Annotated in this window: 19 protein-coding genes and 2 tRNA genes; 17 read left to right on the top strand and 4 right to left on the bottom strand. The window is 49.3% G+C overall.

The annotated features are described in order from the left end of the window. On the bottom strand, window positions 1-822 hold the full coding sequence (locus ACR64Q_RS13220) for an HAD-IIA family hydrolase (protein ID WP_026601290.1): 822 nt from the start codon (window positions 820-822) through the stop codon (window positions 1-3). A 192-nt stretch (window positions 823-1,014) separates the two neighbouring features. Here ACR64Q_RS13220 and ACR64Q_RS13215 point away from each other — a divergent pair. The 11 genes from ACR64Q_RS13215 to ACR64Q_RS13165 all read left to right on the top strand — a co-directional run bounded on the left by ACR64Q_RS13215 (window position 1,015) and on the right by ACR64Q_RS13165 (window position 13,256). Next, a tRNA-Phe gene (locus tag ACR64Q_RS13215) sits at window positions 1,015-1,090 on the top strand. A 23-nt stretch (window positions 1,091-1,113) separates the two neighbouring features. Further along, window positions 1,114-1,189: transfer RNA gene (locus ACR64Q_RS13210), tRNA-Phe, on the top strand. 567 nt (window positions 1,190-1,756) lie between these two features. After that, on the top strand, window positions 1,757-2,242 hold the full coding sequence (rimP, locus tag ACR64Q_RS13205; protein WP_026601289.1) for a ribosome maturation factor RimP: 486 nt from the start codon (window positions 1,757-1,759) through the stop codon (window positions 2,240-2,242). After that, window positions 2,232-3,743, top strand: a complete 1,512-nt coding sequence (gene nusA / locus ACR64Q_RS13200; RefSeq protein ID WP_026601288.1) for a transcription termination factor NusA — start codon at window positions 2,232-2,234, stop codon at window positions 3,741-3,743. The genes rimP and nusA overlap by 11 nt, the downstream gene beginning before the upstream one ends. Before the next feature lie 14 nt (window positions 3,744-3,757). Next, window positions 3,758-6,463 carry a translation initiation factor IF-2 gene (infB, locus tag ACR64Q_RS13195; RefSeq protein WP_313732218.1) on the top strand — a complete coding sequence of 902 codons (2,706 nt, stop codon included), beginning with the start codon at window positions 3,758-3,760 and terminating at the stop codon, window positions 6,461-6,463. 3 nt (window positions 6,464-6,466) lie between these two features. Further along, on the top strand, window positions 6,467-6,883 hold the full coding sequence (rbfA, locus tag ACR64Q_RS13190; protein WP_026601286.1) for a 30S ribosome-binding factor RbfA: 417 nt from the start codon (window positions 6,467-6,469) through the stop codon (window positions 6,881-6,883). Next, on the top strand, window positions 6,883-7,800 hold the full coding sequence (gene truB / locus ACR64Q_RS13185) for a tRNA pseudouridine(55) synthase TruB (RefSeq protein ID WP_026601285.1): 918 nt from the start codon (window positions 6,883-6,885) through the stop codon (window positions 7,798-7,800). The genes rbfA and truB overlap by 1 nt, the downstream gene beginning before the upstream one ends. Window positions 7,801-7,910: 110 nt before the next feature. Beyond that, window positions 7,911-8,180 (top strand): 30S ribosomal protein S15, encoded by a 270-nt coding sequence (rpsO, locus tag ACR64Q_RS13180; protein WP_020482423.1) that lies wholly within the window; start codon window positions 7,911-7,913, stop codon window positions 8,178-8,180. Window positions 8,181-8,264: 84 nt separating this feature from the next. Beyond that, the gene (gene pnp / locus ACR64Q_RS13175; protein WP_026601284.1) at window positions 8,265-10,343 is read left to right on the top strand and encodes a polyribonucleotide nucleotidyltransferase; all 2,079 of its coding nucleotides are present in this window, start codon (window positions 8,265-8,267) and stop codon (window positions 10,341-10,343) included. 203 nt (window positions 10,344-10,546) lie between these two features. Then, window positions 10,547-12,199, top strand: coding sequence for an alpha-keto acid decarboxylase family protein (locus ACR64Q_RS13170; protein ID WP_313732219.1), 1,653 nt, complete (start codon window positions 10,547-10,549; stop codon window positions 12,197-12,199). Window positions 12,200-12,296: 97 nt separating this feature from the next. Then, the gene (locus ACR64Q_RS13165; RefSeq protein WP_313732220.1) at window positions 12,297-13,256 is read left to right on the top strand and encodes a GNAT family N-acetyltransferase; all 960 of its coding nucleotides are present in this window, start codon (window positions 12,297-12,299) and stop codon (window positions 13,254-13,256) included. Between the two features lie 104 nt (window positions 13,257-13,360). Here the strand turns inward: ACR64Q_RS13165 and ACR64Q_RS13160 are convergent, their stop codons facing one another. Beyond that, window positions 13,361-14,425 carry an OmpA family protein gene (locus ACR64Q_RS13160; protein WP_026601281.1) on the bottom strand — a complete coding sequence of 355 codons (1,065 nt, stop codon included), beginning with the start codon at window positions 14,423-14,425 and terminating at the stop codon, window positions 13,361-13,363. Window positions 14,426-14,832: 407 nt separating this feature from the next. Here ACR64Q_RS13160 and ACR64Q_RS13155 point away from each other — a divergent pair, with 407 nt between their 5' ends. From ACR64Q_RS13155 to ACR64Q_RS13130, 6 genes are all read left to right on the top strand, one after another. After that, window positions 14,833-15,480, top strand: coding sequence for a uracil-DNA glycosylase (locus ACR64Q_RS13155; RefSeq protein ID WP_026601280.1), 648 nt, complete (start codon window positions 14,833-14,835; stop codon window positions 15,478-15,480). Further along, a complete protein-coding gene (uvrC, locus tag ACR64Q_RS13150; protein WP_313732221.1) occupies window positions 15,473-17,311 on the top strand; it encodes an excinuclease ABC subunit UvrC in 1,839 nt (612 codons plus the stop codon). The genes ACR64Q_RS13155 and uvrC overlap by 8 nt, the downstream gene beginning before the upstream one ends. After that, complete coding sequence (gene pgsA, locus ACR64Q_RS13145; RefSeq protein WP_026601278.1) at window positions 17,301-17,861, top strand: CDP-diacylglycerol--glycerol-3-phosphate 3-phosphatidyltransferase; 561 nt, start codon at window positions 17,301-17,303, stop codon at window positions 17,859-17,861. The genes uvrC and pgsA overlap by 11 nt, the downstream gene beginning before the upstream one ends. A 63-nt stretch (window positions 17,862-17,924) precedes the next feature. Further along, window positions 17,925-18,530, top strand: coding sequence for a TetR/AcrR family transcriptional regulator (locus tag ACR64Q_RS13140; protein ID WP_026601277.1), 606 nt, complete (start codon window positions 17,925-17,927; stop codon window positions 18,528-18,530). Between the two features lie 45 nt (window positions 18,531-18,575). Then, entirely contained in the window at window positions 18,576-19,847 is a 1,272-nt protein-coding gene (gene tviB, locus ACR64Q_RS13135) for a Vi polysaccharide biosynthesis UDP-N-acetylglucosamine C-6 dehydrogenase TviB (protein WP_313732222.1), read from the top strand. A 2-nt stretch (window positions 19,848-19,849) separates the two neighbouring features. Beyond that, a complete protein-coding gene (locus ACR64Q_RS13130) occupies window positions 19,850-20,854 on the top strand; it encodes an NAD-dependent epimerase (RefSeq protein WP_026601275.1) in 1,005 nt (334 codons plus the stop codon). Window positions 20,855-20,908: 54 nt separating this feature from the next. Here the strand turns inward: ACR64Q_RS13130 and ACR64Q_RS13125 are convergent, their stop codons facing one another. Together ACR64Q_RS13125 and ACR64Q_RS13120 are read right to left on the bottom strand one after the other, a co-directional pair. After that, entirely contained in the window at window positions 20,909-22,984 is a 2,076-nt protein-coding gene (locus ACR64Q_RS13125) for a sulfatase family protein (protein WP_313732223.1), read from the bottom strand. 36 nt (window positions 22,985-23,020) lie between these two features. Further along, on the bottom strand, window positions 23,021-24,283 hold the full coding sequence (locus ACR64Q_RS13120; RefSeq protein ID WP_051426993.1) for a putative O-glycosylation ligase, exosortase A system-associated: 1,263 nt from the start codon (window positions 24,281-24,283) through the stop codon (window positions 23,021-23,023). Window positions 24,284-24,286 lie beyond the last annotated feature (3 nt).

Here is a 24,286-nt window from a genome sequence, read left to right as displayed (position 1 = left end):
TTAAAGTTTGCTGTTACCCAACAGCTCGGTGATGTCGCGGATGTCCGGCACAATCCAGGTTGGACCGAAATCGGCTGCAGCGATGTCTTGTTCGCTGGATACGCCACTTAGGACCATCAGGCTGCGGATACCGGTGCGCACTGCGCCGAGAATGTCGGTGTCCAGCCGGTCGCCTATAGCGACAGTATAGGCCGGGTCGACATTCAACAGGCTCAATGCCTGTCGATAAATAATAGGCTCCGGTTTACCGATAATCATCGGCTTAATGCCGGTGGAAGCGGTCAAGCCTGCCAGAATGGCACCGTTGCCATGTGTTTCGCCGCGTTCGGTAGGTAGCGATAGGTCACCGTTGGTGCCGATGAAGTGCGCGCCGGCTCGCAGATTCAGGGTGGCGGTGGCCAGTTTGTCCCAGCTCAGTTCTCGGTCCATGCCGCAAACAACCAGGTGCGCGCGCTGATCCGGCTCCGTCTCGTAAAGTCCGGTAAGTTTAAAGCCCAAATCCTGCAGCGGTTGCCGGGCACCGATGCCGCCAATCACAAATACGCGAGTCGTTTGTGGGTCATAGCGTTCGGATAAATACAGCGCGGTGGCCATGCCCGAGGTCAGGATTTCCTTCAACGCTACCGTTACGCCCATTTTCGCCAGTTTGTCGACGTATTGTTCAGCTGTCAGGCTGGCGTTATTGGTGGCCAGGATAAATGGCAGCTTTAAATCGCGTAGTATCTGAAAAAACTCAACGAGTCCTGCTTGAGCTCGGTCGCCGTGCCAAAGGACGCCATCCATGTCTATTATCAGGGCGCGGATGTCGGTGAAAGCTTGCATAAGCGGTCTCGTGTGCTTGGGTTGTTTCAATGGGTGTTGTGTCTTCAAAGCCCGATATTTCATGATAAAAATACCAGGAATTTGCGGTGCGCAAGAATTGCATAAATCGCCGCCTGCTGTCCAGCTAGCCGGCAATAACGGTATTTTCCTTGACTAATTGTTTATAACCTAGTTTAATGCGCGGCTCTTGACGCCCAGGTAGCTCAGTCGGTAGAGCAGAGGACTGAAAATCCTCGTGTCGACAGTTCGATTCTGTCCCTGGGCACCATTCTGGTTTTAGGTTAAGTCGCTGCCCAGGTAGCTCAGTCGGTAGAGCAGAGGACTGAAAATCCTCGTGTCGACAGTTCGATTCTGTCCCTGGGCACCACCACCTGAAAACAAGCATTCTCCTCGTAATACCGGCCGACCGGCTAAAGTCACCTAACATACTGATTCTCCTTGTTGTCGTTAAGAAGTAACTGACGGATTGCCCCCATCAACTCAATGTCATTGTCGTTTGAGGTTTGGCTGGCGAGCGAGGTTGACGATAATTTGAAGCCTTTGTCTCCAATGTCATTTTTCTAAGTGCGGCGCTACGAGATTTTGTCGAGAGCACGGCTTCCAGGGAAACGGGCATGTTTAGCCAATCTTGTCCGGTGGAGTGTAATGCCGATTTACTTCCTTGAAAGATATGGTTATAATTCGGTTTTTAATTTTTCGCCGCAGTTTTTGAGGTGGGAAATTGTTTCCTGATAAGCGTAGTTTTTTGAGATAAGTGTCTCGATAAACGAGGGTGTTCTCCTCAATGCTGTTTCAGGCGTGGTTTTGCTAAGAAAGCCCCTTCAAGGGGTTTTTTCTTTTGTGGGCTTTCGAAAAACGCGAAGCCCATGGGTTTTGGTTGTTTATGGAAGAGCCTGAGGCTCTTTTTTTTTGGGTTTGAAAAGGTGAGGCGTTAATGAAACAGGCTCCTGAACATTTGGTGGATTTGATCGAGCCAATTGTGGAAGGTCTTGGCTATGAGTGTGTGGGAATAGAGTACAACCCGCATCCTACACACGGCATGTTGCGCATTTATATCGACAGCGAAAACGGTATTTTGCTGGAAGATTGCACCAAGGTCAGTCATCAGCTCAGCGGAGCGCTGGATGTCGAAGATCCGATTCCAGGCGAATATCAATTGGAAGTTTCTTCGCCTGGTGCGGATCGGCCATTTTTCAAGCTCAGCCAATTTCAACGCTTTTTGGGGAGCACTGTACTGGTGAGTTTATTTAAACCCATCGATAAACGCCGCAAAATTACCGGGCAGATTAAGGCCGTCGAAGGCGAGACTGTTCTGTTGCAGGATGGCGAACAATTATTAAGCATCCCGTTTCAGGCAATGAGCAAGGCACGCTTGGTGCCGGATTACTTACTCACTAAAGGAGGTCGCAGTGGCAAATAAAGAGATTTTATTAGTAGCAGACGTTTTTGCTAACGAAAAGGAAATAGACAAGGAAATTATCTTTCAGGCCATTGAGTCCGCGTTGGAAGCGGCGACTGTCAAGCGTTATGAAAACCCGATTAAAGCCCGAGTAGCCATTGATCGTCATACCGGCGATTATTCGACCTATCGTCGTTGGCTGGTGGTCGATGCCAACCCGGAAATCAACGGCGACGTCGAGCATCCAGGGTGGCAGGTGCTGCTGGAAGTGGCGCAATTCGATAATCCTAATATCCAAGTCGGCGACTATGTGGAAGAAGAGATCGAATCGGTCGATTTTTGCCGGATTGCTGCGCAAACCGCCAAACAAGTCATCATTCAGAAAGTTCGCGAAGCCGAGCGCAAGAAAATTGTCGAAGCCTATCAAGATCGGGTTGGCGAGCTGGTCACCGGCGTCGTGAAGCGCTTGGAAAAAGGCAGTGTTTACTTGGATTTGGGTGGCCATGTCGAAGCCTATATTGCCCGGGAAGATATGATCCCGAAAGAGCCAGTGAGAATGGGTGACAGGGTGCGTGGTTATTTGAAAGCTGTGCGCTCAGAGCCGCGCGGTCCACAGCTGTTTGTCAGCCGCACCGCGCCTGAATTATTGATCGCGCTGTTTCGTTTGGAAGTGCCGGAAGTCGGCGAAGGCTTGATCGAGATTTTGGCGGCGGCTCGCGATCCCGGTTCCCGCGCGAAAATCGCCGTCAGAGCCAACGACCCGCGTCTGGATCCCATCGGTGCTTGTGTCGGTATGCGCGGCTCCAGAGTGCAAGCTATCTCCAATGAGTTGGCTGGCGAACGGGTTGATATTATTTTATGGAACAGCAACGACGCGCAATTCGTGATTAATGCCATGTCGCCGGCTGAAATTCAATCGATTGTGGTTGATGAAGATAAGCACAGCATGGATGTGGCGGTCGCTACCGACAGTTTGTCGCAAGCTATCGGACGTGGCGGTCAAAACGTGCGTCTGGCTACCGAGCTGACCGGTTGGGAGTTGAATATTCAAGATGCCGCGCAAGTAGATAAAAACCACGACGAAGCAGCTGCCAAGTCCAAGCAGCAATTCATGGAGTTGCTGGATGTGGACGAGGAAATCGCCGGTATTCTGGTTGACGTGGGTCTGAATAATATCGAGGAAATTGCGTATATCCCCGTCGACGAAATGCTGGAGATCGAAGGCTTCGACGAAGAGTTGGTGGAAGCTTTACGCACTCGCGCCAAGGACGCTTTGTTGATCAGTGCTATCGCATCCGAAGAAAAAATTGAAACCGCCGTGCCTAGCGAGGAATTGTTGAGCATGGATGGGATGGACGAAGAGTTGGCGCACCAAATGGCTGCCAAGGGCATTGTTACCTTGGATGACTTGGCGGAGCAGGCGATAGACGACATTATCGAATTTACCGGCATGACCGAGGAGCGTGCTGGTAAACTAATCATGAAAGCCCGCGAATCTTGGTTCGCAGAGGATAAGGGCTGAGGCAGGAGGATACTATGAGCGATAAAACAGTACAGGAATTGGCAGAGGTTGTTGGCATCCCTTTGGAACGTTTTTTAGAACAATTGAAGGAAGCCGGCTTGACAGCCAGCGCGCCCGACGATGTGATAAACGATGAAGAGAAAGTCAAATTACTCGCGCACTTGCGCAAGCGCCACGGCAAGTCGGACGCCGATCAAGAAGCCGCCGCCCCCAAACGCATTACCTTGAAACGCAGCACCAAAACCGAATTAAGACAATCCTCACCGCCGGGTACAGCTGTGAAAACCGTCAGTGTCGAGGTGCGCAAGCAAAAGACTTATATCAAGCGCAGCGATGCGTCCTCTGTTAACGACGAGCTAAGACAGGCCGAATTAGCCAAACAAGCTTTGGACGAACAGAGACGGCAACAAGCTATCGAAGAAGAAAAGCGTAAGCACTTGCATGAGCAGAAGGCTGCTCAATCTGTACAGGAAGAGCAAGTAGTCAGTGCGGAAATTGCTCAGCCGGTTGAGGTGTCCGTGCCGGTTGTGACGGCAACCGCAGAACCGATTGCGGCAGAGCAGCAGGTGACTGAGGAGTTGCCGGTTGTTGCTGAAGCTCAGCCTGAAGTGCTTGCTAAGGTCGAAGCGCCCGCCCCGAGTGCCGCGCCGGAGATGACTGAAGAGCAGCGTCTGGAAAAAGAAAAGAAAGAAAGGTTGGAAGCTGCGGTGCAAAGAACCGCGGAAAAAGTCAAACAAAAAGCCGAAGCCAAGCAGCAACAAACCACGCTGCATAAGAAAAAAGCCGAATTCAAGCCCACTCGCGGCCCGGCTACCGATGGGGATATCGGTGGCGGCGATGCCGCGCGTCGCGGTGGCAAAGGCAAAAAAGGCAAGGCGCCTTCGCGTCGGGAAAAGCCAGAATTCGAGATCGATGTCAATCAGGCCCGACACAAGTTCGAAAAGCCGGTTGCGCCGACTGTCTATGACGTAACCATTCCGGAAACCATCGTGGTTTCGGATTTGGCTGCAAAAATGAACATCAAGGCTGCCGAAGTCATCAAGCATTTGATGAAGCTAGGCATCATGTCCACTATCAATCAAACCATCGATCAAGAAACGGCGGTGATTTTGGTTGAGGAAATGGGCCACAAAGCCATCATGCAGAGCGAAGATGACTTTGAGCAGGAAATGCTGGCCGAGGTGCAAGGTGACAGCGACGAACGTAAAGTTCAACTGCGCGCGCCCATCGTCACCATCATGGGTCACGTTGACCACGGTAAAACTTCTTTGCTGGATTACATCCGCAAAACCCGGGTCGCTGCCGGCGAAGCGGGCGGGATTACCCAGCACATCGGTGCTTATCAGGTAAAAACCGACCACGGCGCGGTAACTTTCTTAGATACTCCGGGCCATGCCGCGTTCACCGCGATGCGGGCGCGGGGTGCGGAAGTGACCGACATCGTGATCGTGGTGGTTGCCGCCGACGATGGCGTGATGCCGCAAACCAAGGAAGCCATCGACCACGCGCGCGCCGCGAATGTACCGATCATCGTGGCCTTGAACAAAATCGACAAACCGGAAGCCAATCCGGATCGGGTGATGCAAGAGCTGGCTACCTTGAATGTGGTGCCGGAAGAGTGGGGCGGTGACGTGCAATTCCTGAAGGTATCGGCCAAAGTCGGTACCGGTATCGACGAATTGATCGAAGCGCTAATTGTCCAGGCTGAAGTGCTTGAACTAAAAGCACCCGTCGACGGCATTGCCTCCGGCATCTGTATTGAATCGCGTTTGGATAGAGGCCGTGGAGCGGTTGCGACCATACTGATTCAGAAAGGTACTCTGAGCAAAGGCGAATTCGTTCTTTGCGGTCATGAATACGGTCGGATACGGGCAATGTTTGACGAAAATGCCCACGCTATTAAGTCCGCCGGACCTAGTATGCCGGTAGAAATTCTTGGCTTGTCCGGTACTCCGGACGCCGGCGACGAATTTCTGGTGGTGCAAAACGAACGTGTCGCTCGCGAACTGGCTGCTCATCGGGAAGATCGTAAACGCTCCAACCGTCACGCCGCTCAGCATGCGTCGAAATTGGACGATGTGTTCTCCAGGATGTCCGCCGGTGAAACCTCCACGCTTAACGTCGTTATCAAAACCGATGTTCAAGGCAGCTTGGAAGCCTTACGAGAATCTTTGGTTGGTTTGTCCACCGAAGAAGTGCAAGTTAAATGCATTTTCGGCGGTGTCGGCGGTATCAACGAGGGTGACGCCAACTTAGCTCTAGCGTCCAGTGCGATTCTGATCGGCTTCAACGTACGTGCCGATGCGGTAGCCCGGAAATTGATCGAAGAAAAAGACATTGATCTGCATTATTACAGCATCATTTACGAAGCCATAGACGAAGTGAAACGGGCGATCAGCGGGATGTTGGCGCCGGAAATTCAGGAAAAAATCGTCGGTCTGGCTGAAGTGCGCGATGTATTCCGCTCGCCGAAATTCGGTGCGGTTGCGGGTTGTATGGTTATCGACGGTTTCGTCAAACGCAATCTGCCGATCCGCGTGTTGCGCAACAATGTGGTGATTTACGAAGGTCAATTGGAATCCTTGCGCCGCTTCAAAGACGATGTCAATGAAGTGAAAATGGGCATGGAATGCGGTATCGGCGTGAAAAACTACAACGACGTGCAAAACGGCGATCAGATCGAAGTGTTTGAACGTATCGAAGTCAGACGGGAAATCTAGGTTATGGCGAGAGAGTTCGGCCGCAGTCAGCGGGTGGCGTCGGAAATGCAGAAAGAGTTGGCGTCGATATTACAGCGCGACGTCGACGACAGCCGCTTGGGCTTCGTGACGATAAACGATGTCGAGTTGTCCAAGGATCTGGCAGTTGCCAAGATCTTTGTGACGGTGTTGGATGCTCAGGATGATGCCGCTAAGCGTGCGAACGTGAAGGTGTTGAACGAAATCTCGCCGTTCATCCGTCATGAGTTAGCCAGGCGCATGCGTTTGCGACATATCTCCGAGCTGCACTTTTACTACGACCATTCCTTCGATACCGGTATGCGCGTTGCCGAGTTACTTGGCGATTTGCATCACGAAGAAGTTAAGGACGCTGGTGCTGCACCGCAAGCAGGGACCGATAAACCACAGCAGGACGATTAATGGCAAAACGTAAGTCCGGGCGTGATGTGCATGGCATCGTGCTGCTCGACAAACGTTTGGGTGCGTCGTCCAATCAGGCCTTGCAGGAAGTCAGGCGATTATTTAATGCCAACAAGGCCGGGCATACTGGCGCGCTGGATCCTCTAGCGACCGGCTTGTTGCCCTTATGTTTTGGCGAGGCGACTAAGGTGTCGGCCTTGATGCTGGATGACGATAAACGTTATCAGGTAACCGTGCAGTTGGGCGTGATGACCGATACCGGCGATAGCGAAGGCAAAATCGTCGCCGAAATGCCGGTGCCGGCACTGGATGGCGCGCGCATACAAGCTTGTTTGCAACACTTCACTGGCCCGATTGAGCAGGTGCCGCCGATGTATTCGGCGCTCAAGCATCAAGGCAAGAAATTGTACGAATTGGCCAGGGAAGGTAAAACCGTAGAACGGCAGCCCAGGGCGATCACTATTTATGAATTGCAGTTGTTAAATTTTGATGCCGAAGTAGGACAATTGACGCTGGATGTATTTTGCTCGAAGGGTACTTATATCCGTTCGCTGGCCGAGGATATTGGTCACTGGCTGGGGAACTGCGGTACGGTAACCGCGTTACGCAGAACCAAGGCGGGCATGTTCGATCTTGATCAGGCTCATACCTTGCAGCAGTTGCAGGCCATGGATTTTGCACAATTGCAGAATACCTTGATCGCGCTGGATGTACCCCTGGAAGCCATCCCGAATGTATCTTTATCCGCTGAACAGGCCGAAAAAATCAAGCTGGGTCAACGCATAGCCTTTAGCGGCGGTATGGCCGGTCAGGTCAGAATATACTCGCCGCAGGCCTTTTTGGGGTTGGGGGAAATCCTATTGGATGGTAAACTAGCGCCGAAAAAACTGTTTCATTTGGAAGATCAAGCAACTTGATTATCCAGGAAAAAACCGCAAAGTTTCTACACCCTATTGTGGAAACAGCGGCTACACGGCCATCACACGGTGGCCTTTATTTAATCAAAATTAATCGATAGGGATTAAGAATGTCATTAACCGCAGAACAAAAGAAAGCCATCGTTGAAGAATATCGTTTGTCAGACACCGATACCGGTTCAACCGAAGTCCAAGTTGCCTTGTTGACCGCCAACATTAATCAACTGACTCCGCATTTTGCTACGCATAAAAAAGACAACCACTCGCGCCGCGGCTTGCTGCGCATGGTAAACCAACGCCGCAAATTGTTGGATTACCTGAAAAACACAGAAGTTGCGCGTTATCGCTCGTTGATCGAGCGTTTGGGCATCCGTAAGTAGCACCAAAACTGGAAACGGCGCATCGGGCGCCGTTTCTGCTTTAAGGCACATTTCAGCATAACCTTTAAACAAAGGAACCTTATAGTGAATCCTATCAGGAAAGAATTTCAGTACGGCGATCGTCTCGTCACCTTATCCACCGGTGAAATTGCCCGCCAAGCCAATGGCGCGGTGATGATCGATGTCGAAGGCACCTCGCTGCTGGTGACAGTGGTGGGTAAAAAAGAAGCTAGCGGCGGCGATTTTTTTCCGCTGACCGTTAACTACCAGGAAAAAGCATTTGCGGCCGGTAAAATCCCCGGCGGGTTTTTCAAACGTGAAGGCCGTCCTAGCGAAACAGAAACCCTGATTTCCCGCCTGATCGACAGACCGATTCGTCCACTGTTTCCAGAGGGTTTCACTAACGAAGTGCAAATTATTGCCACTGTTGTGTCGCTGAATCCTGAAGTGGATACCGAAATTCCTGCGCTGTTGGGAGCTTCCGCCGCTTTGGCCGTATCCGGTTTACCTTTCAACGGCCCCTTGGGTGCGGCTTGCGTTGGATACAAAGACGGTGCCTATTTATTGAATCCTGACAAACCAGCACTGAAAGAATCACAGCTGCAATTGGTAGTTGCCGGTACCCAGCATGCGGTTTTGATGGTTGAATCCGAAGCCGATTTATTGTCCGAAGAAGTGATGTTGGGTGCGGTATTGTTCGGTCACGAGCACATGCAAGTGGCGATCAATGCGATTAACGAATTCGCCGCTGCGGTTGGCACGCCGGCTGTGACCTGGACACCAGCGGAAACCAACACTGCATTAAAAGCCGCAGTGGCCGCCGAAGCTGAACAAAGCATCAAAGCCGCTTACCAAGTGGCGGAAAAACTGGTTAGGCAAGACACACTTAGCGCAATCAGAAGCGCGGTAGTTGAAAAACTGACTGCCGATGGCCTGTATAACGAAAAAGACATCCGTAACGTCATCGAGCACCTGGAATACGATATCGTGCGAGGTGCGATTCTGAATGATCGCAAACGTATCGACGGCCGCGATTTGACCACCGTCAGACCGATTACCGTCAGAACCGGTGTGCTGCCTAGAACCCATGGTTCTGCATTGTTTACCCGCGGCGAAACCCAAGCCTTGGTTGTGGCGACATTGGGTACCGAGCGCGACGCGCAAATCATCGATGCATTGTCCGGCGAATACAAAGATCCGTTCATGTTGCATTACAATTTCCCTCCCTATAGCGTTGGCGAAACCGGTTTTGTCGGTTCGCCGAAGCGTCGCGAAATCGGCCATGGCCGCTTGGCGAAACGCGGTGTAGCGGCAGTGTTGCCTAACATGGCGGAGTTTCCTTACGTGATCCGCGTGGTTTCGGAAATCACCGAATCCAACGGCTCCAGTTCCATGGCATCGGTCTGCGGAAGCAGCTTGGCCTTGATGGATGCCGGAGTGCCTATCAAAGCACCGGTTGCCGGTATTGCGATGGGATTGATTAAGGAAGGCGATCAATTTGCGGTATTGTCCGACATTCTGGGCGACGAAGATCACTTGGGCGACATGGACTTTAAAGTGGCCGGTTCCGAAAACGGCGTCACCGCGCTACAAATGGACATCAAGATCGACGGTATTACCGCCGAAATCATGAAAGTTGCATTGGAACAAGCCAAACAAGGCCGTCTGCACATTTTGGGCGAGATGAACAAAGCCTTGTCCAGCACCCGTTCCGAAATGTCCGACTTCGCGCCGCGTATCATTACCTTCAAAATCGATCCGGCTAAAATCCGCGAAGTGATCGGTAAAGGCGGCGTTACTATCCGCGCTATCACCGAACAAACAGGTGCCAGCATCGATTTGACCGACGACGGCGTGGTTAACGTAGCCTCTGTTGACAGAGCGGCTGGCGAAGAAGCCAGACGGATGATCGAAGAAATCACCGCCGAAGTCGAAGTGGGTAAAACCTACGAAGGCAAAGTCGTGCGTCTGATGGACTTCGGTGCATTCGTGACCATTTTGCCGGGCAAAGACGGTTTGGTGCATATTTCGCAAATCTCCGACGAGCGCGTTGAAAAAGTCAGCGACAAGTTGTCGGAAGGCGATGTCGTCAAAGTAAAAGTGCTGGAAATTGACCGTCAAGGTCGCGTGCGCTTGAGCATGAAAGAAGTCGATAGCGAGTAACTTCGTTCGACTCCGCAACAGAAAGGGCCGCAAGGCCCTTTTTTTGTGGCTGAAATTTTTGTTGAGCTATGAATGTCTGTTGACTTTTTAGATGGGGCTTAGCAGTATTGACCCCTAATCGTCTTGTTAAAAGCGGTTGAGCGGCATTGATCATATACGCGTCGGTGCTCACGGTTTGATTCTATTCGGAGGTTACAAAGCGCATGAGCACTGCCAAATTCGACACGATTGGACAATACCTCCTCAAACGCCTATATCAGGCCGGTGTAAAAGACATCTTTGGTGTGCCTGGCGACTATGTGCTGGGATTTTACGATCTGATGATAAAAAGTCAGGTTCGGCATATAGGTACCACCAGGGAAGATTCCGCCGCCTTCGCTGCTGACGGTTATGCGCGTTGCGCGGGCATGGGCGCGTTGGCGGTGACATACGGTGTCGGTGCTTTAAATACCGTCAACGCTATAGCCGGCGCTTACGCGGAATCCTCGCCGGTGGTGCTTATCAGCGGCGCACCCGGCGTTAGCGAGCAAAAAGACGATCCGCTAATTCATCATCGTTTTGGGCCGTTTACGTTCCAGCGAGAAATTTTCGAGCGCATTAGTTGTGCGTCGGTGGTACTCAACGATCCGGTGATCGCCTTTCGGCAAATAGACCACGCCATCGAAGCGGCGCGTCGCTTTTGTAAACCGGTTTACATCGAGCTTCCCCGCGATTTGGTGATGGCGGAGGGCTACCCAATGCCTACCGAGACGGTAGAAAAATTTGCCAGTGACGATGCGGCTTTATCCGAAGCGATTGCGGAAACCATGGCACTTTTATCCAAAGCTAAGTCGCCGATGATCGTCGCGGGCGTTGAATTGCACCGCCGCGGGCTGCAAAATGCTTTGGCCGATTTCGTTGAACGTACCGGCTTGCCCGTGGTTGCCACGCTAACGGGTAAATCGGTGATGTCCGAGAGGCATCCGGCGTATCTAGGGATTTATGAAGGCGCGATGAGCTCGGAGGCTGTGCGCGACAGAGTCGAAAAGTCCGATTTGCTGTTGATGTTGGGCGTGACCTTGAATGAAATTGATACCGGCATCTACACGGCGAAACTCAATTCCCACTCGACCATTCGCGCGGCCTTGAACGAGGTGGTGATCAGTGCCCACCGTTATCCAGGTATCGCCTTGGAGGATTTTCTCGGTGCATTGGCTAGTTCAGTCAGCACATCCCCTAGAGGGTCAGTATCCAGTCCAAAGCCGCCGGCAAGCATTGCCTTTCCGGAACTAAACCGGCCAATTACTACGGCTCGATTGGTCGAGCGTCTTAATCGCGCACTGAGCAACGATATGATCGTGGTATGCGATGTCGGCGATTGCCTGTTTGCGGCTATTGATTTGCGCGTGCACGAGCAGAGCGAATTTCTAGCCTCCGCTTTTTACACCACGATGGGTTTTGCCGTGCCAGCGGCGCTAGGGGCGCAAATCGCGCGGCCGGATCGGCGGGCATTGATTTTGGTTGGCGATGGCGCTTTTCAAATGACCGGTACCGAGTTGTCCACTCATGCGCGCCTGGGTTTGAATCCCATCGTGGTAGTGTTTAACAACGATGGGTACAGTACCGAGCGCTGCATTCTCGAAGGCCCATTCAACGATATTAATCCGTGGCGCTTCGATCGTTTGGGAGAGCTCTTTGGGCCGCTAGCCGGCTACGAAGCGCGAACGGAAGCTGAATTTGAAGAGGCTCTGGTCAATGCCCTGAATAACGATGGCATGCCCAGTATCATCAATGTCCATCTGGCGGCCGACGACTCGTCCGAAGCGATGAAACGTCTAGCCGAGCATTTGCAGTCGAAGATCAAAAGGGACTTGTAAGCTGATGGGCGTTACCCCGGCAACCGGCTTGCGGAGTCGAATTTTTGGCAGAGTGTATCTAAACTAGTCCCCTCACTTACTACTCATTCGTCGCGCTATGCAAATTGCCAATTGTTATCTCGAGCCAGCCAGCTACGCCGTTGATTTTGAAGATATACGGTATGTGCGAAATTTGGTGTTCGTCATCGAACAGCAAATACCGTTAGAGGTGGAGTTCGACGAGCTCGATCCAGACTGTCATCATTTTCTGGTGCGGGATGCGGATTACCGGCCAATCGCTACCTGTCGGCTCTCGCCGGAGGGTAACGTCGGGCGGATGGCGGTTCTCCGCGAATGGCGGGGTCAAGGCGTTGGGGAGTCTTTGTTACGTGCGACAATCGACAAAGCCCGCAACCTGGGGCTGACCAGCATCACCGCAAGTGCGCAACTCACCGCGTTGGGGTTCTACCAAAAATTCGGTTTTGCCGCTGAAGGCGAAGTGTTTACCGAAGCTGGTATCCCGCATCAGGCTATCCGGCTTATGTTGCAGCCGCGTGAGCAAACGGTGCGTTCAATACCGCAGACCAGAGAGGTTTCTGTCGAGGCTGCGCGGCTGGAGACAGTCGAATCGACCTTGGCCGCTACCCGACAATTGGTGATGGCGGCGCGTCGGCAGATTTATATCTACAGCCGAGACTTGGATTATGTCGTATACGGGCAAAAAGACCTTGTCGAGGCGTTAAAGCAATTTGCCCTCAGCAATCGTAACGCTAGTGTGCAGATCATAGTTCAGGATCCGACCAGCCTGCGTAATCAGGTTCATCCTGTCGTGGAATTGGCGCAGCGCTTGCCGTCATATTTTCTGATTCGTGTGCCCGATGAAGCCGAAGATTTACAATATGCCTCTGCTTTTGTCATCAACGATAGCGACGGCTATTTATTTCGCTTGCTGGGTAATCGCTACGAAGGGCATTGGAGTCCTAATTTGCCGGCACGTCATCGGCCATTGCGCGAAGAGTTTGAGCGGGTCTGGCAGCGTTCAAGTGCTTGCGCGGAATTTAGAGTACTGGGTCTGTGATTGATTTTGTCTGTGAAATTTAACCTTCGTGGCGCGCAGGCCATAAAAAACCCGCCTTTCGGCGGGTTTTGTGATTCTGAATCAATCAGATTGATCAGGTCTTCTTATTTTTTCAAAGGTTGTTGCGCTTTGCCGTCAACTTCCAATTGCACGCGACGGTTATTGGCGCGGCCTTCTTCAGTTTCGTTGGTGTCTATCGGTCTATCCCAGCTATAACCGTGTGAGGTAATATTGGGAGAGTGGCTGCCTTTGGTCAGGTATTTCTTAACCGCCAATGCCCGGCGCTCCGACAAGTCCAGATTGTGTTTGTAAGAACCGGTATTGCTGGTATGGCCTTGCACTTCAAACGCCATGTCAGGGTACTGTTTGATGCGGTCAACGACCTTATCCAGTTTTGGGAAATACTGTGGTTTGATCACGTCTTTGTCATTATCGAACTTCACGTCAACAATCCAGCAGCCGTAAATACTGACTTCAACGCCCGGTAATGTAGTCGGACATTTATCAACACAGTTATTCACACCGTCTTTGTCGTCATCCATTTTTGAGCAATCGAGTTTAGCCGGCATCGGTGCTGGAGGAGGAGTCGGTTCAGCTTTGGCAACCACGGCTTTGGGTTTTTCGCCGAATGGAATCACGAAACCCAGATTGACCGTCATGTCATGAAACTCTTCGGTGCCAGGTTGCAGTTTGGCGTTGAAGTTGTTGTTGTAACGGTAGCGCACGTCGCTGCGAATCAGGAAGTTATCGTGTAGTTCATAAGTAAAACCCGCGCCCGCTTCGCCGATGAAGCCCGCGCCGCTGTCGCCATTGTGCGTAGAGTTTATGCCGCCCACGCCGATTACTGCATAAGGCGAGAATTTATCTCTAAACAAATAATACTGCGCATCTACCGTGCCACCGGTCAAATCCCAGTTGCCGTTGTTTTTGGCGCCTTCCAGGTTTTGGTATAAGCCTCTGACTTCGATGTTCAGATGTTCGTTGATGATCTTACCCAAGCCCAGACCGCCGCCCCAACCGCTGTGCGCATTACGATCACCGCCCGGTTGTACGAAGGTGCCGAAGGGGGCTGCGTACCATCTATCGTCAAGGAACTCGCCGGCTTGTGCCGTCGACACGGAACCGAGCGCCGTTATCGTGGCGATTGCCAGTAAACTTTTCTTCAACATAAAAACTCCTTTGTCATTTATAAAAATAGATAATTCGTTGCTCTTGAGAGGGAGTGATAAAGCCATGGTTAGAAAAAATTAGGCTTTAAAAATCAAAGGAAATTGTAGATTCTGCCAAGCATGTTGTGAAAATACCACAATTTTATCAATTAGCAAACATTTAGGTTTATCCGGTGCTGGTATTTGCGGTATTCCAATCCAGCTGTTTCCGGGCTTGGGTTATTAGGATTTGGAAAGTCCGGACAAGAGTGCTTGCTGTTAAGCCGGCGCTTATTCTGTCTGGAGATGGTCATTCCGGCGAAGACGGCAGTAATGATGTTTTAGAGGCCAAGTTAATAACCAAAGCGAGCGACGCAAGAAACCTTGGGCTCAGGTAAAATTCCGCCAATTTGAGTGTTTATCGTTTTATGACTTATTCATCCTATTTTAATCAAGACTGTCAGGCATGCCCGCGTTTAAGCGAATTTCTCGGCGATGTGAAGTCTAAGTATCCCGCTTATCATGCCTTACCAGTGGCGCCGTTCGGCGATCCGGAAGCGCGCTTGCTGGTTGTTGGCTTGGCGCCTGGCATGCACGGCGCGAACGCCACAGGCAGACCGTTTACCGGCGACTATGCCGGCTTGTTGCTGTATCAGGCTTTGTACGATTTCGGTTACAGCAATCAATTGGAATCGACAAATTTGGCCGATGGTTTGCAACTTAGCAATTGCCGGATTACCAATGCAGTGAAATGTTTGCCGCCGCAAAACAAACCCACCGGCGAGGAGATTAAACAATGCAATCCTTTTCTGGCCGCGGAAATTAAGACCCTGCCGAAACATTCGGTGATATTGGCCTTGGGCAATATCGCCCATCAGGCAGTATTGCGTGCTTATGGTTTAAAGAGTAGTGCGGCTAAATTCGCTCATCATGTCAGCTTTGAATTGCCGGACGGTAACACGCTGGTCAGTTCTTACCATTGCAGTCGCTATAACGTGCAGACCAAGCGCCTGAGCATGGAGATGCTAGCGGCGGTGTTTGTAACCATTCAAAATTTGCTGGCTGCCCGTGACTGAAACTCATCCGGGCGAATTCGACGCCAAAGCCTTTTTGAAGACGCTAACCCAGCGTCCCGGCATTTATAAGATGTTGGATGAGAAAGGCGAGATCATTTATATAGGCAAAGCCAAGAACCTAAAAAATCGGGTTTCCAGTTATTTCAGAAGTCAAAATGCTTCGCCCAAACAGCAGGCCATGGTGGCCAAGGTTGCCGGGATAGAAGTAACCGTTACCCATACGGAGGGCGAAGCCTTGCTGCTGGAAAGTCAGCAGATCAAACGCCACAAGCCACGCTACAACATCAGTTTGCGGGACGATAAATCCTATCCCTATGTGTTCATTTCCAGCTTTCACGATTTCCCGCAACTGACTTTTCATCGTGGGGCTAAGAAGCGCCGTGGCAAATATTTCGGGCCGTATCCCAGTGCCAGCGCGGTGAAGGAAACCCTGAAGTTATTGCAAAAAATTTTCCCGGTGCGGCAATGCGAGGATTCTTATTACAGCGCCCGCTCTCGGCCTTGTCTGCAACACCAGATTGAGCGCTGCACGGCGCCTTGCGTGGGACTGGTTAGCAAAGAGCAATATGCTAACGATGTGGAAAATACGATTCTGTTTCTGGAGGGGCAGGGCGGCTTACTGATTGATCGCTTGGTGGGCAAAATGGAAACTGCCGCCGCCCAGTTGGAGTTCGAGCAGGCTGCCGCTTATCGCGATCAAATCGCCCGTTTGCGCGCGGTGTTGGAAAAACATTGTGTGGAGGGTGAAAAAGGCGATGTGGACATTGTCGCGTGTGCGGCCAAAAACGGCGTGGCATGTGTGCAGGTGTTTTTTATCCGCAACGGTCAGCATTTGGGTAACCGACAGTTTTTTCCGAAAGTCGGCGATGAAAACCAGCCTGAGGAAATTTTGCAGGCTTTCATCGCCCAGTATTACTTGGATAAAACAGTACCCCATGAATTGATCGTCAGTCATGCCTTGCCGGAATCGGCTTTGGTGGCCGAGGTGTTGGCCGAACAGGCTAAACATGCGGTAGCGATTGCCAATAACGTGCGCGGCGAACGGATGAAGTGGTTGCAAATGGCGATGACCAACGCCGACAGCGCGCTAAACGCCAGGCTGGCTGATCGGCAAGGTTTGCAAGGCCGCTTTATCAGTTTGCAGCAAGAACTGGGCTGCGACATCACACCAAGTCGCCTGGAGTGTTTTGATATTAGTCATACCCAAGGCGAACAGACTGTGGCGTCTTGTGTGGTGTTCGATAGAGAAGGGCCGGTGAAATCCGACTATCGGCGCTTTAATATCGATGGCATTACTGCCGGCGATGACTATGCGGCGATTCATCAGGCGGTTTTTAGACGCTTCAGTCGATTGAAGAATGGCGAGCATCCAGCCCCGGACATCCTTTTAATAGACGGCGGCAAAGGCCAAGTCGCCGAGGCGGAAAAGGCTTTGGCTGAATTGGAGATAAACGATGTTATGATAGTCGGCGTTGCCAAGGGCCCTGATCGCAAAGCCGGAATGGAGAAAATTATTCTGGTCGGTAATCGGCAACCTTTGGACGTGACACCGGGTGCTTCCGCCTTGTTATTGATTCAACAGATTCGCGATGAAGCGCATCGTTTTGCGATAACGGGACACAGGCAGCGACGCGGTAAGGTTAACAAACAATCGGTACTGGAAGATATTGCCGGACTGGGGCCGAAAAGAAGACAGGTTTTGCTGAAACAGTTTGGCGGGTTACAGGGTGTGTCCAGCGCTGGTGTGGATGCTTTAGCCAGTATAGATGGCATTAGCCGACAATTAGCGCAGCGAATTTACGATACATTTCACCATCAAGATGGCCATTAGATTCACCATTCCGACCTATTTAACCCTGTTACGGATCGCCCTGATTCCGTTATTGGCCGTTGTGTTTTACTTGCCGTGGCAGTATTCCAATCTGGCCTGCACTGCAATTTTTTTAGTTGCCGGTTTCACCGATTGGCTTGATGGTTATCTTGCCAGAAAAATGAATATGCAGACTGCGTTCGGTGCCTTCTTGGATCCGGTGGCTGACAAATTGATGGTGGCCTTTGTGCTGGTATTGGTGGTGCAGGCTCAAGGTAATCCTTATCTTGCAGTGCCGGCGGCTATCATTATCGGTAGGGAAATTGCGATTGCATCGCTGAGAGAATGGATGGCCGAAATCGGCCAGCGAGCCAAGGTCAGGGTTTCGCAATTGGGAAAATGGAAAACCACGGCGCAAATGACGGCAGTCAGTTTGTTGCTTTATCGGGATGATTTATTAGGCCTGCCTATCAATACCATGGGTTACTGGTTGTTATACTTGTCGGCGATTTTAACCTTATGGTCTATGGTTAATTATCTGGTCGCGGCGTTCTCCACCATCAACGAATAATAAAAGCAGTATCGATACTGCCACAACAGAGAGTAAACAGCAGGTAAAGCTGTATATAAGAGCATGGAACAAGAATTAGAACTAGAAAATAAACCGAGTAAAACCATCAGTCAGGATGAAGTGTTGCAGGCCGCTTTAAAGCTGTTTGCCAAGAAAGGATATTTCAATACCTCATTAACCGATATCAAAGATGCAGCAGGTATAACAACCAGTACCGGCATTAGTCAGTATTTCAAAACTAAGCAAGCCATCGCGCAAGCCTTGTACGAAAATATTCTGGATAGTCTGAGCATATCGATTGATGATATTCGCCGCAGGAATCGTAAAGCTGCAGAACAATTGCGGGAGATAGTCGATTTACTCTTCAAATTAACTGATGACGCTCCGGAAATCGTCGAGTTTTTGTTATTTGTAAAGAGCGAAGAGTTTTTGGCGGAACCTAAGCCCCTGCTGGAAACGCCCGCATTTACTAAAATAAAACGGATTTTTCAGAATGGTGTCAAAGACGGCGAGATGAAGGCGCTGGATCCGTTATTGGCCTACACTTATTTCTTCGGCATTATCAATCATACTTTGGCGATGGTGTTGAGCGGCAACTTGCCGAAAGCGGCGGAAAGTTATCAGGCACAAGCCTGGCTGACGGCATGGGGCTGTATAGTTAAAAAGTAATTCAAGTCATTAAAACTCAGAGCGGGACGGAGGAGGATTTACTAGATGTTAGATAACATTAAAATCGGTATGATTGGGCTTGGTTACGTGGGGTTGCCGCTAGCCGTCGAGTTTGGGCGAAAATATCAAACTGTAGGTTTCGATATCAATCAGCATCGAATCCAGGAATTACGCGCAGGTCGCGACCATACTCTGGAAGTTAGTGAAGAAGAACTCGCCGACGCCAAGTTGCTGACTTACAGTGCTGATTTACCAGATATAGCCGATTGTTCGGTTTATATAGTCACAGTCCCCACGCCAATCAACGACCATAAACAACCTGATTTGACGCCGCTGCAAAAAGCCAGCGATTTGTTGGGAAAGGTTATAAAGTCCGGCGACATCGTCATTTACGAATCCACTGTTTATCCTGGTGCAACCGAAGAGGTTTGCATACCGATTCTGGAGAAAGTGTCGGGCTTGACTTTTAACCGGGATTTTTATGTCGGTTATAGCCCCGAGCGTATTAATCCCGGCGACAAGCAACACCGTGTCACCAATATTCTGAAGGTCACCTCGGGCTCTACACCTGAAATAGCCGAAAAAGTAGATGCTTTGTATAAAAGTATCATCACTGCTGGCACACACAAAGCCAGCAGCATCAAAGTCGCCGAGGCTGCTAAGGTCATTGAAAACACTCAGCGCGACGTCAACATTGCCCTAATCAACGAACTGGCTTTAATCTTCAATAAACTCGGAATAGATACCGAGGAAGTTTTGTTGGCTGCGGGTACTAAATGGAATTTCCTGCCGTTTCGCCCAGGTTTAGTCGGTGGGCACTGTATCGGCGTGGATCCCTACTATTTAACCCATAAAGCCCAAGCCATCGGCTACAACCCGGAAGTGATACTCTCTGGCCGTCGAATCAACGATGGCATGGGGGTATACGTTGTGTCGCAATTAGTAAAGTTGATGCTGAAGAAGCGTGTGCATGTCCAGGAAGCTAATGTGTTGATCATGGGCTTGACCTTCAAAGAAAACTGTCCGGACATTCGCAACACGCGGGTGGTCGACATCATTGCTGAATTGAAGACTTATGGCGTCAATGTCGAGGTTTACGATCCCTGGGTTAATGCCGAGGAAGCGAAACACGAATACGGTATAACGCCGGTAGTGAAACCGTCAGCGGGAAAATACGACGCGATTATTCTCGCTGTGGCCCATGATGAGTTCAGAAAAATGGCGATTTCAGACGTCAGAGCTTTAGGTACGCCGCAGGCCATTGTGTATGACCTCAAATACTTGTTTCCTACTGATCAAACAGACGCAAGGCTTTAAGAATGAAGATTATGGTGACCGGCACCGCCGGTTTTATAGGCAATCATTTGGCGCTGAGATTATTGGAGCGCGGTGACGAGGTCATTGGTGTCGATAATCTTAATGACTATTACGATGTTAACCTGAAATTGAGTCGCTTAGATCGAATCAAAGATTTTGCCGCTTATACCGATGTCAGATTAGATATTGCCGATAGAGACGGCATTGAGGCTTTATTTAAAAAGCACCAGCCGCAAAAAGTGGTTAATCTGGCGGCTCAGGCCGGTGTGCGCTATTCCATTGAGAATCCGCATGCCTATATCGATAGTAACATTGTCGGTTTCATCAATATATTGGAAGGTTGCAGGCATAATCAGGTGGAGCACTTGGTATACGCCTCCAGCAGTTCCGTGTACGGTGCGAACGAATCCATGCCGTTTTCCGTGCATGACAATGTCGATCATCCGTTGAGCTTGTATGCGGCGTCAAAAAAAGCCAATGAGCTGATGGCGCATACCTACAGCAACTTGTATCAATTGCCTACCACGGGTTTACGCTTTTTTACCGTGTATGGACCGTGGGGCCGCCCCGACATGGCATTGTTTTTGTTCACAAAGGCTATTTTGAATGGCGAGAAAATCAATGTATTCAACTACGGTAAGCACCGCCGCGATTTTACTTATATAGACGATATTGTTGAGGGCGTGATTCGGACCATGGATCATAACGCTTCGCCTAATCCGGACTGGAGTGGAGAAAATCCCGATCCAGGCACTAGTAGAGCGCCTTGGCGGGTCTATAACATTGGTAACCAGAATCCAGTGGAACTGCTGTCTTATATCGAAACCTTGGAACGCTTTCTCGGTAAGACTGCCGAGAAAAATCTATTGCCGTTGCAGCCTGGTGATGTTCCCGATACGTTCGCCAATGTGGAGGCCTTGGTGGCGGATGTTGGTTATAAGCCAAACACGACTATTGAGCAGGGTATTGAACGGTTTGTTGCTTGGTATCTTCAGTACTATCAGTGAATAATTTTTAATACACCAATTGCACAGTTTTAAGCTGTGCAACAGTTTTTTATTTTAATTACCAGATTCAAACAAAGGGTCACTTTTGATGTGGCTATCCAATAGTTTTTTAAGCTCCGCAAATATATCGGGATGAGACTCTATTACATCCCGATATGGGTCGTTTTCTAAGTCGTATAGCTGATACACAGGCTTTGTGTAAGTCGCTATATAAATTAGTTTCCACTTTTCATTCTGTATGGAACGGCTTTTCGCGCGGATAACCGTGGGATAATGTTTTTCGTTGACTACCAGCGTGCCGGATTTTTTGTCAGGAATATCCAGTAATTCAACAATATTGGGATATAAAATTTGTTCGGGATGTAAACCGGGTATTTTTCCTAGCCAAATCCCTGTTTCTTGAAAAGCAAAAAGCTCAGGTGATGTTTGTGCTTTCACATAAGGAATCAAATTAACACCGTCGAGCTTTGTTGGAATGGGTATATTCAACAAATCTAGCAAAGTTGGCATCACGTCAATAGAGCGGGTAGTCGGCTTAAAGTTTACGCCACTAGGCACTCCAGGGCCTTTCATCACCAATGGAATTCTGCCGCTGGGGTCGTCTCCTATCAAGGTATTGCCCTGGCCCCAGCATCCGGTTTCAAAAAAATCCGCACCATGATCACTATATATGATTACGATGGTATTATCGGATAAATTGGACTTTTCAATATAATCAATTATTTTCCCCACTTCGTCATCGAATTGTTTGACGCAGCTGTCATATAAATTAATAATTTGCGGGATGTCGAAAAACTCCGATGTTTTTTCCTGTTTTTTGATAATTTCTTCCGCCGAGGCGAGTCTGGTCATAATAAACCGTGATTCACCTTTATAGTCTTTTGGGGTAAATAAGTTGTAATAGGGATACTCCGAATTGAACGGGACGTGAGTCGCCGAAGTGAACAAATTAATAAAAAAGGGCTGCGAGTTTTTCGCCGAACGGGCAATTAATTGGCGGCATTCGCGGCTCAAGCTTCGGATCAAAGGTACGCCGGCCAAGTAATAGAACTCGGGTAAGAAGCGTTTTCCTAATGCGTTATTGGTGAATAGCGACAATACGTTTCTGATTAAAGACGGGCCTTGCCTTAGTAGCAGTTTGATATTCCATTGATCTTCGGCGACGGAGATTTCCTTGAAGTTAAAACTTAATTTTGCGAAATCGGCTCCGCACCAATCGGAGATGCATGCAGTCAAGTAACCGTGCTCGTTTAATATGTCGATCAAAGACGGCTGCGGTAATATACAGTCTGCCAGGGATGGATAGTTGTCGCGAATTTTATGGTTATGCGGCCATAATCCGGTAAATAGGGATGTAATACTTGGTGCCGTTCTGGCAACAGGGGTTATGCATTTATAAAGTCGTAAGCCGTTCGCGCTTAATTTATCAATGTTGGGGGTAAGATTTCTGTGATAGTTACTGTCGCCTAGTCTGTCATGGCGCAATGTATCGGAACCTATCATAATCACGTTGGGTTTTGTTTGGGACGTGGCTTTAGCGATAACTGGTTCGTTAACTATCGTTGCGTAATAGATGTAAGCATATAAAACGGCCAAGGCTACTATATAGATCACTAGTGGCGTATTATTTTCTTCGATAGCGAAAAATAGAGCGATTGCCGATGTTATAGACAGCGATAAAAGTAATGAAAACTTTATGCCGCTTATTATTTCGGGAGATAATATTTTCCAAATAACAAACAATCTGGAAAATCTATACTGGAAAGATAATTGAATGGTGCCCGGTGTATACAGGAGTTGGTGTAAAAAAAAGTAGGTAGTAATTAGTGCGGTTGATATTAAGCAGTAGGTTAAACCTGTGATGAAATTAAATTCCATCAATGCAGTGAGCTTTGATATTGAATAAGCTGCAATAGAACCGGGTAAGGATGTCAGAAAAAATATGATAAATAACCAAACGGCTAATCTGGTTAGGGCGAAAACTACATAATACCCAAACTTTTTTTCTATTTCTTTTTGGATACCGGGTCCGGTACGAGAATAGTTGTGTAAGGTAAGAATGATTAATGTAATAGTAAAAAGCAGTGCGGCAGCGGATGAGCAGTAGAGGGACACCAGTATTTTTTCCATCTCTATTTTATTCGATTGGATGAGTATGAATGGTGGCTAAATTATTATATTTCGATTTTTTTTGTACTGCTGTTCATTTATGTGTGCTTTTTCCGAAAATTCTTGTAATGCGAATTTTTTAATTAACATCGATATAAAAACTAAATGATAAATCAAATCCCAATAGGATAAGCCGAGGAAAGCGGTGCCAACCATATAACAAATGATCGACGTTCTGATCATTAGGCTATAGTGGCGCACCCATTCCATGCCTTCTACTCGTTTAGCTTGACTTGATAAACGGGTCAATCCAAAAACACTACCCAGTATCAGCGAAATCCATAACCCGAATGCTATAAAGCCATGTTCAGCAAGCATTTCTATGTAAGAACTGTGCCAATCCCGCATCGTGACATGTATCCAGCCATCGAATCCCGCTCCGGTAAACGGGTGGCTCAGCGCGTGATTCCAGCCATCTGTCCATGCCTCTATTCGTGACATGGCGGAAAGGTCTTCCTCGTAAGTTTCCATAGTGTGCATACGTCCGAACCATTCTTCAGGCAAGTAGGGGATGACAAAAAATGTACCGCCAATTACTAGAGGGATCATCAAGTATTTACGTTTGCTGTTTGAAATCAGCGTAAACGTTAGAGCGATCATGGTCAGTAATGCGCCTCGAGACCATGAAGATAACGAAGCGGCATAGATGATCGGAATGGATAGCAATATTCCTTTTTTAAGCCAGCTCTTCTGTACTTCTTTTTCCCATACTAATAGTAGTGGCACCGCAATCAACATTGCAACGGCAAATAAATTATTGTCCTCGAATTGCGTATTGGGAGGTCCATATACGCGGTGACCAAAGCCGGTTAAGATAGCAAATATACCACCTTTAACTGCAACAATGCCGATAGAGGCCCCTATGGTGGAAATAAGATAATAGAGTTTTTCCCTGGTATTGATGAGTACCCATGTGAAATAGAAGGGCACAAATACTTTAGAGACGAACAAAAATTTTTCCCAGGCAATATCCTGTAAAGGAGATTGGGTTGTGGTAAATATGAAATAGAACCAAAGTGTTATAAAAACTGAAATTCGCCAATCTTTAGGGATGGGCTGTTTATCTTTAGTGTTGAACGTGCTGACAACAACTACCAAAAATAACACATAGTATACCGGTAGCGAACGTACTGCTCCCCAGGCATAGGCGTGTGGATTCAAGTAGCTGAATATTGCTAACGATAGTACCCCCCACCATGGTTTTTTTATTGCGGCAACTATGCAGCATATCAGAAAAATAAGAACAACTATGTCGCGCACGGA

It is taken from the genome of Methylomonas sp. 2F7, from assembly GCF_057126975.1.
Note: the sequence above shows the minus strand (reverse complement) of the source record. Positions and strands in the feature narration are given on the sequence as shown.

Excerpts from the sequence above, each read along its gene's own strand:
- ACR64Q_RS13220 (WP_026601290.1), bottom strand. The coding sequence starts at position 822 with ATGCAAGCTTTCACCGACATCCGCGCCCTGATAATAGACATGGATGGC.
- rimP (WP_026601289.1), top strand. The coding sequence starts at position 1,757 with ATGAAACAGGCTCCTGAACATTTGGTGGATTTGATCGAGCCAATTGTG.
- infB (WP_313732218.1), top strand. The coding sequence starts at position 3,758 with ATGAGCGATAAAACAGTACAGGAATTGGCAGAGGTTGTTGGCATCCCT.
- rbfA (WP_026601286.1), top strand. The coding sequence starts at position 6,467 with ATGGCGAGAGAGTTCGGCCGCAGTCAGCGGGTGGCGTCGGAAATGCAG.
- truB (WP_026601285.1), top strand. The coding sequence starts at position 6,883 with ATGGCAAAACGTAAGTCCGGGCGTGATGTGCATGGCATCGTGCTGCTC.
- rpsO (WP_020482423.1), top strand. The coding sequence starts at position 7,911 with ATGTCATTAACCGCAGAACAAAAGAAAGCCATCGTTGAAGAATATCGT.
- ACR64Q_RS13170 (WP_313732219.1), top strand. The coding sequence starts at position 10,547 with ATGAGCACTGCCAAATTCGACACGATTGGACAATACCTCCTCAAACGC.
- ACR64Q_RS13165 (WP_313732220.1), top strand. The coding sequence starts at position 12,297 with ATGCAAATTGCCAATTGTTATCTCGAGCCAGCCAGCTACGCCGTTGAT.
- ACR64Q_RS13160 (WP_026601281.1), bottom strand. The coding sequence starts at position 14,425 with ATGTTGAAGAAAAGTTTACTGGCAATCGCCACGATAACGGCGCTCGGT.
- ACR64Q_RS13155 (WP_026601280.1), top strand. The coding sequence starts at position 14,833 with ATGACTTATTCATCCTATTTTAATCAAGACTGTCAGGCATGCCCGCGT.
- pgsA (WP_026601278.1), top strand. The coding sequence starts at position 17,301 with ATGGCCATTAGATTCACCATTCCGACCTATTTAACCCTGTTACGGATC.
- ACR64Q_RS13140 (WP_026601277.1), top strand. The coding sequence starts at position 17,925 with ATGGAACAAGAATTAGAACTAGAAAATAAACCGAGTAAAACCATCAGT.
- tviB (WP_313732222.1), top strand. The coding sequence starts at position 18,576 with ATGTTAGATAACATTAAAATCGGTATGATTGGGCTTGGTTACGTGGGG.
- ACR64Q_RS13130 (WP_026601275.1), top strand. The coding sequence starts at position 19,850 with ATGAAGATTATGGTGACCGGCACCGCCGGTTTTATAGGCAATCATTTG.
- ACR64Q_RS13125 (WP_313732223.1), bottom strand. The coding sequence starts at position 22,984 with ATGGAAAAAATACTGGTGTCCCTCTACTGCTCATCCGCTGCCGCACTG.